Raw genomic sequence first — 12,987 nt, forward strand, 5'->3', positions numbered from 1 at the left:
GCGTGCGGCACCCGGGAAGCGTTAGAGCGTCATCGCGGCCATCCAGCCGAATGCAAGTAGCGGCAGATTGTAGTGCAGGAAGGTCGGCACCACAGTGTCCCAGATATGGTTGTGCTGGCCATCAGCATTCAACCCGGCGGTTGGGCCAAGGGTCGAGTCTGATGCTGGCGAGCCGGCATCTCCGAGCGCTCCAGCCGTGCCCACAAGACTGACGATCGCCAGCGGACTGAAGCCGAGCTCCAACCCGAGCGGAACGAAGATCGCTGCGATGATCGGTACTGTCGAGAAAGAGGAACCGATTCCGATGGTGACCAGCAACCCCACCAGTAGCATCAGCAGCGCGCCGACGGCCTTACTGTTACCAATCCAGGCTGCAGACGCATCGACAAGGGTTTTTACCTCGCCGGTCTCGCGCATCACTTCGGCAAATCCCGCTGCGGCAATCATGATGAAGCCAATCATGGCCATCATCTTCATGCCTTCGGTAAACAGGTCATCGGCCTCCTTCCAGCGCACCACGCCAGATACGGAAAACGTCACGAACCCGACCAGCGCACCGATGATCATCGAGTCCAACCACAGCTGAACAATAAAAGCGGCTGCGACCGCTAGCCCTGCAACCAACAAGGTCAGCGGGCTGTAGCTGACACTGATTGCCTTCGACTGGTCGACTTTGGTCAGGTCGTACGTTCGCGACTTGCGATAGCTGAACATGGCGATCAGCAGCCCGGTCAGCATGCCGATAGCTGGAATCAGCATGGCCTGGCTGACGTTGATTCCAGCGATGTCAGCACCGCTCTTGGCTACGTTCGCCAGCAGAATCTCATGCAGAAAGATGCTGCCGAAGCCCACCGGCAGGAACATGTAGGGTGTGACCAGACCGAACGCCAGTACGCAAGCAATCAGACGTCTGTCGATCTGCAGTTTGCTCAGCACGTAGAGCAACGGCGGCACCAGTAGCGGGATGAAGGCGATATGGATCGGCAGGATATTCTGCGACGACACAGCGACCGCCAGCAGCAGCCCGATCATCAACCACTTCACGGCTCCAGCCGACTCCGATTCGCGTTTGCCTACCATGGCCAGTGCACGATCAGCCAGCGCATGGGCCAACCCGCTCTTGCCGATCGCAACAGCGAACGCACCCAGCAAAGCGTAGGAAAGCGCTACCGTCGCGCCGCCACCCAGCCCCTTGTTGAACGCGGCGAGGGTCCCTTCCAGCCCCAATCCACCCAAAACGCCGCCAGCAAGAGCGCCCGCAATCAGCGCCACCACCACATGGACCCTGCACAGGCTAAGAATCAGCATGATGCCGACTGCCGCTACCACTGCATTCATTTCAACTCCCCGAAAGCGGCGAACGCCGATAAAAAGCCGGGCACTGTGCCCCAAGCTCAAGGGAGTGTCAAAAGCGCCGCGCAAGCAGCGGTGAAGTTGCACCTGGCAGGCTGCTGTCCAGCAACGACAGGTGAGTACAAAGCAGTAGAATGCCGCCTTTCGCCCTTATCCGGATGCACCAGTGGAAATATTCAAAGAGTTCACCTTCGAGTCCGCCCACCGCTTGCCCCACGTACCCGAGGGGCACAAGTGTGGCCGTTTGCACGGGCACTCGTTCCGAGTCGCGATTTATCTCGAGGGCGAGTTAAACGCCCAAACAGGCTGGATCCGCGATTTCAGCGAGATCAAGCAGATCTTCAACCCGATCTACGAACGACTCGACCACCACTATCTGAACGATCTGCCGGGCCTCGACAACCCGACCAGCGAAAATCTCGCGATATGGATCTGGAACGAGCTGAAGCCGTTATTACCGGAGCTCTCGCGGATACGCATCCATGAAACCTGCACCAGTGGCTGCGAATACCGCGGCCAGTAAGCGCACGGCCTAGTCAGCGCTGTTTTGCCCGCTTCACCGGGCAGGTAAATCAGTCAGCAAATGGCGCCTCGTTGGCAAACCAGCGTGACCTTCGCGTCCATGGCCACGTAGCGGGACCTGCCATGCAGGCCCCAGCCGCGCACCGATTGAAGACTAGCTTTCGAGGCTGGCAAGGCGCTTTAGAAACGACGCTTCGTCATCCACTTCAAGACCCAGTTCGTTGGCTTTTGCCAACTTGGAGCCGGCGCCCGGCCCAGCCACCACGACACTTGTCTTCGCCGAGACTGAGCCTGAAACTTTTGCGCCCAATGCTTCCAGCCTTGCCTTGGCGTCGTCCCGGCTCATGGTTTCCAGCGTGCCCGTCAGCACCCAAGTCTGGCCGGCCAGCGGCAAGCCTTCCGCGGCCTTTCTTTCGCTCTCCCAATGCATGCCGAATTCCTTCAGCTGGGCTTCGATGGCACGAGCGCGCGCAGCATTTGCCGGGTCGTCGAAATAGTCGCGCAGTGCGCGGGCCGCCTTTTCGTTGAGCCGTTCAACCTGACGCAGGTCCAGCCAATCGGCTTCGATAATGTTTTGCAGACTGCCGAAACGATCGGCGAGACGTTGGGCGCCGGTGGCGGCAATAAAGGGGATATTCAGCTTGTCGAGCAACCCGGCGAGCGTCGCACAGGCGGCGAACTCAGGATGCACGTCGCCCTCTTCCTGCAGCTGCACACCGCGCGTGCGCAACTGCGCGATGACGGATTGGTTATGCTCATCGTTGAAGAAGCTGTGAATTTCGTGTGCGACTTCCAAGCCGATATCCGGCAGATAGACCAGCACATCGGGCAATGCTCGACTGATGCGATCCAGCGACCCCAAGGCACGCGCCAGCAATTTTGCAGTGCCTTCGCCAACATCTGGGATACCCAGGGCAAAGACGAAGCGCGCTAGGGACGGCGAGCGGCTGGCGTCGATCGCCTTGAGCAGATTGCGGCTCGAAACCTCGGCGAAGCCCTCCAATGCCAAAACCTGCTCAAAGCTCAGGCAGTAGAGATCCGCCGGCGAACTGACCAGCCCTGCATCGACTAACTGCTCGACAATCTTGTCACCCAGGCCATCAATGTCCATGGCCCGGCGGGAGACGAAATGAATGATCGCCTGCTTGAGCTGAGCCTGACAGGCCAGACGGCCAACGCAACGATAGATCGAGCCTTCACTTACCGATTCCCGCCCCTTGCTACGCTTGATCAGCTGGGTGCGTTCGACGGCCGAGCCGCAAACTGGACAATGCTCCGGCACATGCACGGCACGCGCACTGTCGGGCCGGCGCTCCGGAATGACCCCAAGGATCTGCGGAATGACATCACCGGCGCGACGCACGATCACCGTATCGCCGATCATGACGCCCAGCCGGGCGACCTCATCCATGTTGTGCAGTGTGGCATTGGATACCGTCACGCCGGCGACCTGTACCGGCTGCAGCCGTGCAACCGGGGTGATGGCGCCGGTGCGGCCGACCTGAAACTCCACATCGAGCAGTTCGGTCACTTCTTCTCGTGCCGGGAATTTGTGCGCGATCGCCCAACGTGGCTCGCGAGCACGAAAGCCCAGCTCGCGTTGCTGAGCCGTCGAGTTGACCTTGAACACCACGCCGTCGATTTCATAAGGCAGCGCGTCGCGCTTCGCCCCAATGGCCTGGTAGTAGTCGCGGCACTGCTGCACGCCTTTGGCCAGCTTGAGCTCTCGGCTGATCGGCAAGCCCCAGCCCTTGAGCGCCTCGAGGATGCCGATATGGGTACCAGGCAAATCACCGTCGCTGCGGCCTACGCCATAGGCACAGAGCTCCAGAGGGCGGTTGGCGGTTATCTTCGAATCCAGCTGGCGCAGGCTGCCCGCAGCGGCGTTTCGCGGGTTGGCAAACGGCTTGTTACCCGCCTCCAGCTGACGTGCGTTCAACGCCTCAAAGCCTGCCTTGGGCATGTAGATCTCGCCACGCACTTCCAACACCGCGGGCCAGCCGTCGCCATGGAGCTTCAGCGGAATATTGCGCACTGTGCGTACGTTTGCGCTGATGTCCTCCCCGGTGCTGCCATCCCCGCGAGTCGCACCTCGCACCAGCTTGCCGTTTTCGTAAAGCAGGCTTACGGCCAGACCGTCGAGCTTGGGCTCGCAGCTGTATTCCAGCTCGACGCCACCGCCGAACAGGTCGCCTGAAGGTAGGTCCAGACCTTCATGGGCGCGACGATCGAAGTCGATCAGGTCCTGTTCTTCGAATGCATTACCCAGGCTGAGCATTGGCATCTCATGGCGGACCTGGCCGAAGGCCGCCAACGCCGCGCCGCCGACGCGCTGGGTAGGCGAGTCCGGGCTGACCAGCTCAGGATGCTCGGCTTCGAGTGCTTTGAGTTCATTGAACAGGCGGTCATATTCAGCGTCGGGAACGCTGGGCTCGTCGAGCACGTAATACCGGTAGTTGTGGGCGTCGATTTCGCTGCGAAGTTCGGCAATGCGTTGTGCGGCGGTCTGGGCGGACGTCATGGTATGTGAGGCCATAGCTGCAGGCTGGACCGACGAGAAGCAGCGCGCCGGTCGACCTTAAGTTGATGTTCTGCGCAGGATTTTAGCCTGTTTGCGTGATGGCATGGAGCACCGGGCGGGAGGGGGTCGGAGGCGTGACCGATATCTGCAGATCGGTTTGTCTTCGAAGACTACTTAGAGGCGAAATCAGAGTCATCTTTGGCCGGGATGGCTTCGGCCACCATCCGAGCTAAGCGAAAAGGCTTCGGTGGGCTGAAGCCAACCCTACGAGGCTGGATGAGGCCAGACGGATCAATACCCTAAAAAAAACCGCTCCTGGGAGCGGTTTTCTGGATCAACGCTTAGCCGTCATCTGCCTGCGTTCGTAATCGACGATGCGCTGGCGATAGTGTTCGATGGTCTGCGCCGTCAGCACGCTGCGCTGATCATCCTTGAGTTCGCCGTTCAGCTCCTGCGACAACTTCCGAGCAGCGGCGACCATGACATCGAACGCCTGTTTCGGATGGCGCGGACCGGGCAGACCGAGGAAGAAGCTCACGGCTGGCGTAGTGAAATGGTCAATGTCGTCCAGATCGAAGGTTCCAGGCTTGACCGCATTAGCCATAGAGAACAGCACTTCACCGTTACCCGCCATGCTCTCGTGGCGATGGAAGATGTCCATCTCGCCAAAGCGCAAACCGCTTTCGAGAATGTTCTGCAGCAGAGCGGGACCACGGAAGCCATGCGAATCGCGGGATATCACATTGATGACCAGCACTTCCTCTACCGGAGGCAGGTCCTCATTGGGCTCGCTGAGTTTGTTTTCATCATCCGCTACCGGGTCAAGCAGCGTAGGGACCGGAGCATCATCGCTGGAAAAATGCAGGTCGCCTTGGCGTGGTTCTGCGGTGCGACGCTTACCGGTCTCACGTGCGCTCATTGGCGGAAGATCCGTTTCGTCCAGTGAGGGCTCGTTGTTTCGACTCACGACACGCGGCGGGCCCAACAATTCGTTCGACTCGTCTTCATCGGGAAGATTGCTCGTGATATTGCTGTCCAGCTTGAATTTCAACTTACCCTTGCTACCACGCATCCGCCGCCAGCCGTCAAAAAGAATGCCGGCGATGACAATGATGCCGATGACGATCAGCCACTCGCGCAGACCGATATCCATTAATGCTTGAACCCCTGAAATCGATGATAAAGACGCAGATTCACAGCCGCTGAACAGGCTCATCTGCGCATCGTAAAAATTGCGCTCTAAACTATCACGACGAACGGTAGATTTGCACCGCCCGGCGCGGCTCTTTTATTGGTCGATGAACACCTTCCACTGCGCTTTAAACCGAGCGCCCCTCAAGCTTCCACGAGCGCCACCGCCTGCTCCACATCAACCGCGACCAGCCTTGAACAGCCTGGCTCGTGCATGGTGACTCCCATCAGCTGGTCAGCCATTTCCATCGCAATCTTGTTGTGCGTGATGTAAATGAACTGCACCTTTTCCGACATCTCCTTGACCAGACGCGCATAGCGCCCGACGTTAGCGTCGTCCAAAGGCGCGTCCACTTCGTCCAGCATGCAAAACGGTGCCGGGTTGAGCTGAAAGATCGCAAACACCAATGCCAGCGCGGTCAGTGCCTTCTCACCGCCAGACAGCAGGTGGATGGTGCTGTTCTTCTTCCCGGGTGGTCGCGCCATGATCGCCACCCCGGTATCGAGTAAATCTTCCCCGGTAAGTTCCAGATAAGCGTTGCCGCCGCCGAAAACCTTTGGGAAAAGCGCCTGCAGACCACTGTTGATCTGATCAAACGTCTCCTTGAAGCGATTTCGCGTTTCCTTGTCGATCTTGCGAATGACGTTTTCCAGCGTATCGAGCGCTTCGGCAAGGTCGTCGTTCTGTGCGTCGAGGTAGCGTTTACGTTCCGATTGCTGCTGATATTCATCGATCGCCGCGAGGTTGATCGGCCCGAGACGCTGGATACGGGCACCCAGACGCTCGAGTTCGACTTCCCACTCGGCCTCGCCGGCCTCGGCGGGCAGCGTCGCCAGTACGCCATGCAGATCGAAGCCCTCCTCATGCAACTGGTCCTGTACCGTCTTACGCCGAACGCTAAGGGCCTGCCAGTCCATCCGCTGCTGCTCCAGCTGGCCACGCAGCAACTGCGCCTGCTGCTCGGCCTGGGTTCGGCGCTTCTCGGCATCTCGCAATTCGCGATCAGCATCTTCGAGGGCCAAGCGTGCCAGCTTGAGCTCGTCTTCAACGCCCATGCGCCGCTCCAGAAGCTCCTCGAGCTTGATGCGCAGCTCTTCGAGTGGCGCCTCGCCCTCCTCCAGATTAAGACTCAGTTGTTCACGACGCTCGACGGCGCGCTCGAATTGCTGCTCAAGACGCTCGAGAGCTTGGCGGATCGAATCATGCTGGGCTCTTAGCGAACCGATTCGGACAGCCAGTTGATGTGCGTGATCCTTGTGCTGCCGCGCTTCCTGGCGAACCCGGTCCAACTGCTCGCGAATGCCGTCACGGCTTGCCAACAGCGACTCGCGCTGATCGGTATCGGCGGCCATTGCGTCGAGCGCATCTTGCAGATGCAGGCGCGACTCGCCCAGTTGCTCGGTTTCCAACACGCGCTGCTCGGAAAGCACGACAAGCTCTTCGTCCAGCCGGCGGCAACGCAAGCTCAACTGTTCCAGCCTGGCCTGGCTGGCCGACAGGCGAGCGTTCAATTCGCCATGCTGACGAGACAGATCCTGATGCTGACGGCGCTGCTGTTCCCGGCACTCCTCCTGTTCGCGTTGTGCCTCGCGCAGCTGGCTGAGTTGCTCCGTCAACTGCTCAAGACTCGCCTCGCACTCATCACGTTCGGCTTGCAACCGCGCCAGTTCATGGCCGCGCGCCAGCACTCCGGACTCGGCCTCTCCAGCCCGTCTGATTCTTAGAAAATGTCGACCAACCCAATAGCCATCACGACTGATCAGACTGTCGCCATCACCGAGTGAGCCACGTGCAGCCAACGCTTGATCGAGGTCGTCCACAGTGCGCACCCGGCCGAGCCAAGGCGAGAGGTCCACAGTGGACTCGACTTTATCCAACAGGCCTCCGCTGATCACGCCGGCACGCTGCGTGGCGCTGACCAGACGCAGATCGCCCTGCTCGAAGCCATTCAGGTCCAGTTCGTCGAAGCTATCCAGCAGCACGGCTTGCAGATCTGCGCCCAGCACGGTCTCGACCGCCAGCTCCCAACCCGGCTCTACGCGAAGCCCTTCGGCCAGACGCGGTCGCTGGTCGAGCCCTCGCTCATGCAGCCAATCGGAAACACCTTTCCCCGGGTCCATGGCAGCCTGCTGCAAGGCCTCAAGCGAAGCGATGCGGCCACCCATACGCTGCAACTGGCCTAGCGCTTCCTGCTCGGTGCGACTTGCCTGCTGCAGTTGCTCGCGGAGCAGCTCTAGCTGTTGCTCGGTTTGTTCTTGCGCCGCGGATAGCTCTTCCAGACTCAGCTCGCCAATGGCCAGCTGCTCACTTATCTCGGCCACCGCGGCGTCCTCTGGATCGCCGGCGAGCGAGGCGCGCTCGTCCTCAAGGCGTCTCTGACGTTCTGCCAAGCGCTCTAGGCTTTGTTCCAGTTGCTGGATGCGCGACTGCTGGACTTCCGCCGCCTGGCGCGGCTCGGCGCTCTGCTGGTTGAACCGCTCCCACTGTTCTTGCCAGAGCTGCATTGCCGCCTCGGCTTCTTCGAGCTGGGCGGCAGATTCTTCGGCCGTCGCGCCTGCAATTTCCTGCTCCGGCTCGAGCATGGCCAACTCTTCGCCAAGCGTGGCGAGCACGGTGCGGTCATGCCCCAGGTGGGATTCAGTTTCCAGCCGGGCTCGCTCGGCTTCGCGCAGATCGTCTTGCAACTGACGCAAGCGCTGTTGACCATGCTGAATGCTCTGCTCGACCCGAGCGATATCGCCGCCGACGGAATAGAAGCGGCCCTGGACCAGATTGAAGCGCTCCGACAGATCATGGTGGCCGTCGCGCAAGCGCTCGATGCTGGCGTCGGCGTTGCGCTGTTCAGCTATCAACGCCTCGAAACTGACCTCCTGATCGCCGATCACTTGCTCGCGTTGGCCGACCTGCTCGTTCAAAGCCTGCCAGCGCAACGCCGACAGCTGGGCCTTCAGCTGGCGCTCCTCGGCTTTGTACTCCTGATATTTCTCCGCCGACTGCGCCTGACGATGCAAGCGCTCCAGCTGACGTTCCAGCTCTTCCCGCAGATCGGTCAGGCGAGCCAGGTTTTCATGTGTGCGGCGGATACGAGTTTCGGTTTCGCGGCGGCGCTCCTTGTATTTGGAGATGCCGGCCGCCTCTTCGATGAAGTTACGCAGGTCTTCCGGCTTGGCCTCGATCAGCTTGGAGATCATGCCTTGCTCGATGATCGAATAGCTGCGTGGCCCCAGCCCGGTACCCAGAAAGATGTCGGTGATGTCGCGCCGACGACATTTCACCCCGTTGAGAAAATAAGTGTTCTGAGCGTCACGCGTGACCCGCCGGCGGATAGAGATTTCTGTGAACGCCGCGTATTCGCCCAGCAACGTACCGTCCGAGTTATCGAAGATCAGTTCGATGCTGGCCTGGGTCACTGGCTTGCGGGTGTTCGAGCCGTTGAAGATGACATCGGTCATCGACTCGCCGCGCAGGTTCTTCGCCGAGCTTTCACCCATCACCCAGCGCACGGCATCGATGATGTTGGACTTTCCGCAACCATTGGGGCCGACCACCGCCGCCATGTTGCTGGGAAAGCTGACCGTGGTGGGATCGACGAAGGACTTGAAGCCGGCAAGCTTGATGCTTTTCAGACGCATGGAGGCCTATCCGTGGCAGTCAGCGTAGGGATGAACAAGCAGAGTCGCCGTGAACATCGGAAGTCCTGGAGTCGGGTGGGTGCTGGCATAAGGCCGCGGAGTCTATCACGCCGCTTTTACCGCATCCTGCGTAGCAGTGCAGCTATCTCGACCTTGCAGGCTGGACGTAGGGTGGGCTTCAGCCCACCAACAATGAAGGATAAGGCGGCCTGAAGCGAAGCGTTGCTCGACCCAGCCTTACAGCCATCTCAACTGCGGGTCGGTAGGAATGGGTGATGGGCCACGATGGATGAGAAAAGCATCATCCACCCTACGAGTGGTCCGGGCATCAAGCGCGACGCGGGGTGGGCTTCAGCCCACCGATAACGATGTATGACGTGGGCGCCGTCGGGCCCATGCTAGCCCTATCAGGTGGGCTGAAGCCCACCCTACTGTCGGTCTGCGATGCCGGCTGCCTCAACCGCCCGTCATGCTCATGAACCGCACGACCTGGACCTGCTCGTCGGTGCGGAATTCATGTTTTTCGGGTTTGAGCTGCAGCGCATTGACCAGCGCCTGGCGCAGCCGCTCACTGTCGCCCGGGTGGCGACGCATCAACGTCTTGAGATCCAGCGCGCCTTCGTGACCGAGGCAAAGCACCAGTTTGCCTTCGGCGGTGACGCGTACCCGGTTGCAACTGCCACAAAAATTGTTGCTATGAGGCGAAATGAAGCCCACCTGGGTATCGCTTCCGGCGACTTGCCAATAGCGTGACGGGCCTCCGGTGGTGTGGCTGCTTCGTACCAGCTGGTGGCCGGCTTCGATACGCTCGCGCACCTCCTCGCTGGAGCAGAAAGTAATCTCGCGCTCATGGCTGGAGACGTTGCCCAGCGGCATTTCCTCGATAAAACTGATATCCAGCCCGCGCTCGACGGCGAAATTCACCAGATCCAGGACTTCATCGTCGTTACGGCCTTTTTGGATCACGCTGTTGAGCTTGATTCGGTCGAATCCGGCATTGCGGGCAGCATCAATGCCTGCGACCACCTGCGCAAGCATGTCGCGGCGCGTGAGTTCAGCGAAACGTTCACGCTTGAGCGAGTCCAGACTGACATTCAAACGCTTGACGCCAGCATCACGAAGCACGGGCGCGAGGGTCGTCAGTTGCGAGCCGTTGGTCGTGATCGACAAATCTTCCAGCTCTTCACGGGCACCCAGACGACTCAGCAAGCTCGGTAATCCCTTGCGCACCAGCGGCTCGCCACCAGTCACACGGATACGCTTGACGCCCAGGCTGATAAACGCATCAGCCACCGCATAGAGCTCTTCCAGCGTGAGGATCTGAGCGCGCGGTGCGAAGACCATGTCCTCGCTCATGCAGTAGGTGCAACGAAAATCGCACCGGTCGGTGACTGATAATCTGAGGTAGGTGATGCGTCGGCCGAATGGGTCGACCAACTTCGAATCTGGCATTTCGCTCTCCAGCGGCTTGATGCGCGAGGCTAAGACTATTACCGAACGCCAGAGGGAGCAAAGTCTCCGGGCTGAACGGTTGACCCGAGACAAGCGGGAACAATTCACTCACCTGGCAAGCCGCTTGCCGGAACACCTTGATCAGGGTGCAAACAGGGTCCAGTGCAACCATCCTTTTGCGCGCCGATCGAACTCGGGGATACTTCGCGCTCGAGTTTTGCCGGGAGCCGCACATGGACAACGACGCCCTCCGATCGATGAACTGGCGAGAACGCCTTTATATCATCATCTTCTTTACTAATACGCCTGCTGGAAAGCGCTTCGACACTTGGCTGCTGGTGGTCATTTTCGCCAGTCTGGTCGTGGTGATGTTGGACAGCGTTGCACTCTACAGCGACCGCTACGGTGGCCTGTTGGACGGTCTTGAATGGCTGTTCACCGGCGTTTTCCTCATCGAGTATCTGGTCCGGATCTATTGCCATCCCGAGCCGCGCAAGTACATTTTCAGCTTCTATGGCGCAATCGATTTGCTTTCGGTGGTCCCTGCGTTCATTGCGTTGCTGTTCCCCGACGCCGAATACCTGTTGGTGGTTCGCGCCATCCGCATGTTGCGCGTCTTTCGCGTGCTCAAGCTGACGCAGTACCTGAGCCAGGCAAATTTCTTAATGGTCGCGCTGCGCGGCAGCAAGCAGAAGATCATCGTCTTTCTACTCAGCGTCAGCACCATGGTGCTGGTGTTCGGCACCCTGATGTACGTAATCGAAGGGCCATCTAGGGGCTTTACCAGCATTCCGATCAGTATTTACTGGGCAATCGTGACCATTACGACCGTTGGGTTCGGCGACATCGTGCCGCAAACTCCGCTGGGCAAAGCGGTCGCCAGTCTGGTGATGATCACGGGTTATTCGATCATCGCGGTGCCCACCGGTATCTTCACTGCCGAACTGGCGACGGCCATGCGTTCAGATAGCCTTCAGCAGCGCTGCCCAACATGTGAAAAGCTGAGCCACGAAGCAAACGCGGCTTTCTGCAGCCGCTGTGGCACCCAATTGTTCAAACGCAATGATCCTGACAGCGACCGTAGCCAGGGCTCCTTGGAGCGGCAGAGCGACTGAATCGCTATATGTCGGCTGGCCCTGTGTCTCATCGACACGCTATCCCCCACATGCTCCGAACCGCTCCGGCACGAGGTTGTCACAACCACTGACTTGCCGCGGGCTGGACGGAGACATGCATGCCCTTGCTCAAACTGGTGCACTTCGCGGGCTTGCTCTGCTGGTGCGGCACCCTGCTCTACCTGCCGGCGCTAATCGCCGCGGGCACTCGACGCAGTGACCCACTCTTCTACCGTGACCATGCCCATCTGACGCGCATGGTGTTCAACCTGATCGGAACGCCGGCCGCCCTGGTCGCCATCGGCTCGGGTACGGCCCTGTTTCTGAGCCAGGGCCTGGTCGCCGGCTGGCTGATCGTCAAACTCAGCACCGTGGCCGGGATGGTGCTCTGCCACGCCTTGTGCGGCGTATTGGTGCTGCATGTTGAGCGCGCGCCTGAGCAGAGCGTCAGCATTCGTTGTCGTTTTCTCGGCGTAGTCGCCGCAACGTTTATCACCGCGACGCTTTGGCTAGTGCTGGCGAAGCCTTTTTAGACCATGCCCCGAACCGCTCGATCAACTCGAAGATGCCCATGACCGAACGATCCCAAGCCCCGTCTTATTCTGGATCAGACCTTATCCAGATCGACCCCGACAGCATGCTCGTAGACCAGCCGGCCGCCGAGATACGCCGCGAGGGAAATCAGCACGGCAGTGATCGCCGACAGGTACAGCGCCCAGAGCTGCATGCTTTGGGCATCGTTCTGGTAACGCAGCAGCCAATTCAGCGAAGCCAGCGACAACATCATCACGGCGAGGATCGCATGACACCACGCCGTGATCTTCTGACGGATCTCACGCACGGTCACCAGATCGATCAAACCAAAAATGCTGGCGACCCAGCCACCCAGTGCACCCACACCGGACAGCCACAAGCCGGCACGCCACCAGAAGTCGTCAAGGGTCCAGAGGTGCGCGAGATCAACCGGCAGCAAGCCGGTCAGTGCGGCAACCGGAAAGTGGATCAGCATCGGGTGCAGCGGGTGGCCGGCTATCGCAGCGCGGCTGTGGATGGAGTCTCTGTATCGGGCCATTCGACGCTCCGGCAGCATTTTTCGGGAGTAGGCAGCCAAGCCAGACGAGCCGGCAACCTCTTGAAATGGACCACGCTGGCGCTGTCAGTTCCTTTATTGACTGCCTGCGGCGGTCCGCTGTCATCGCT

The 12,987-nt window shown here is 59.9% G+C and carries 9 protein-coding genes; 3 read left to right on the forward strand and 6 right to left on the reverse strand.

Annotated features, from left to right (window positions below):
• Nucleotides 1-21: 21 nt before the first annotated feature.
• A complete protein-coding gene (locus ACQKEK_RS11960; protein ID WP_499142773.1) occupies nt 22-1,338 on the reverse strand; it encodes a Na+/H+ antiporter family protein in 1,317 nt (438 codons plus the stop codon).
• Between the two features lie 181 nt (nt 1,339-1,519).
• On the opposite strand from ACQKEK_RS11960, the gene queD reads away from it, so the two are divergent.
• Nucleotides 1,520-1,876, forward strand: a complete 357-nt coding sequence (queD, locus tag ACQKEK_RS11965) for a 6-carboxytetrahydropterin synthase QueD (RefSeq protein WP_499142775.1) — start codon at nt 1,520-1,522, stop codon at nt 1,874-1,876.
• 153 nt (nt 1,877-2,029) lie between these two features.
• On the opposite strand, the gene ligA is transcribed toward queD, so the two are convergent.
• The 4 genes from ligA to moaA form a co-directional block, all read right to left on the reverse strand.
• Complete coding sequence (gene ligA / locus ACQKEK_RS11970; RefSeq protein WP_499142777.1) at nt 2,030-4,396, reverse strand: NAD-dependent DNA ligase LigA; 2,367 nt, start codon at nt 4,394-4,396, stop codon at nt 2,030-2,032.
• A gap of 334 nt (nt 4,397-4,730) precedes the next feature.
• Entirely contained in the window at nt 4,731-5,549 is an 819-nt protein-coding gene (gene zipA / locus ACQKEK_RS11975; protein ID WP_128121370.1) for a cell division protein ZipA, read from the reverse strand.
• A 182-nt stretch (nt 5,550-5,731) separates the two neighbouring features.
• Nucleotides 5,732-9,220, reverse strand: a complete 3,489-nt coding sequence (smc, locus tag ACQKEK_RS11980; protein ID WP_499142779.1) for a chromosome segregation protein SMC — start codon at nt 9,218-9,220, stop codon at nt 5,732-5,734.
• Between the two features lie 456 nt (nt 9,221-9,676).
• Nucleotides 9,677-10,672, reverse strand: coding sequence for a GTP 3',8-cyclase MoaA (gene moaA / locus ACQKEK_RS11985; RefSeq protein WP_499142781.1), 996 nt, complete (start codon nt 10,670-10,672; stop codon nt 9,677-9,679).
• Nucleotides 10,673-10,905: 233 nt separating this feature from the next.
• Here moaA and ACQKEK_RS11990 point away from each other — a divergent pair, with 233 nt between their 5' ends.
• Complete coding sequence (locus ACQKEK_RS11990; protein WP_499142783.1) at nt 10,906-11,787, forward strand: ion transporter; 882 nt, start codon at nt 10,906-10,908, stop codon at nt 11,785-11,787.
• A 119-nt stretch (nt 11,788-11,906) separates the two neighbouring features.
• The gene (locus ACQKEK_RS11995) at nt 11,907-12,320 is read left to right on the forward strand and encodes a CopD family protein (RefSeq protein ID WP_046161169.1); all 414 of its coding nucleotides are present in this window, start codon (nt 11,907-11,909) and stop codon (nt 12,318-12,320) included.
• 74 nt (nt 12,321-12,394) lie between these two features.
• On the opposite strand, the gene ACQKEK_RS12000 is transcribed toward ACQKEK_RS11995, so the two are convergent.
• Nucleotides 12,395-12,859 (reverse strand): DUF2231 domain-containing protein, encoded by a 465-nt coding sequence (locus tag ACQKEK_RS12000; protein ID WP_019339276.1) that lies wholly within the window; start codon nt 12,857-12,859, stop codon nt 12,395-12,397.
• Nucleotides 12,860-12,987: the final 128 nt, after the last annotated feature.

The sequence above is a fragment of the Pseudomonas sp. NPDC077408 genome (assembly GCF_050269105.1).
Taxonomy (GTDB): Bacteria; Pseudomonadota; Gammaproteobacteria; order Pseudomonadales; family Pseudomonadaceae; genus Stutzerimonas.

Bases quoted from the DNA above. Each gene is read 5' to 3' on its own strand.
- moaA (WP_499142781.1), bottom strand. From the start codon at position 10,672: ATGCCAGATTCGAAGTTGGTCGACCCATTCGGCCGACGCATCACCTAC.
- ACQKEK_RS11960 (WP_499142773.1), bottom strand. From the start codon at position 1,338: ATGAATGCAGTGGTAGCGGCAGTCGGCATCATGCTGATTCTTAGCCTG.
- ligA (WP_499142777.1), bottom strand. From the start codon at position 4,396: ATGACGTCCGCCCAGACCGCCGCACAACGCATTGCCGAACTTCGCAGC.
- ACQKEK_RS12000 (WP_019339276.1), bottom strand. From the start codon at position 12,859: ATGGCCCGATACAGAGACTCCATCCACAGCCGCGCTGCGATAGCCGGC.
- zipA (WP_128121370.1), bottom strand. From the start codon at position 5,549: ATGGATATCGGTCTGCGCGAGTGGCTGATCGTCATCGGCATCATTGTC.
- smc (WP_499142779.1), bottom strand. From the start codon at position 9,220: ATGCGTCTGAAAAGCATCAAGCTTGCCGGCTTCAAGTCCTTCGTCGAT.
- ACQKEK_RS11990 (WP_499142783.1), top strand. From the start codon at position 10,906: ATGGACAACGACGCCCTCCGATCGATGAACTGGCGAGAACGCCTTTAT.
- ACQKEK_RS11995 (WP_046161169.1), top strand. From the start codon at position 11,907: ATGCCCTTGCTCAAACTGGTGCACTTCGCGGGCTTGCTCTGCTGGTGC.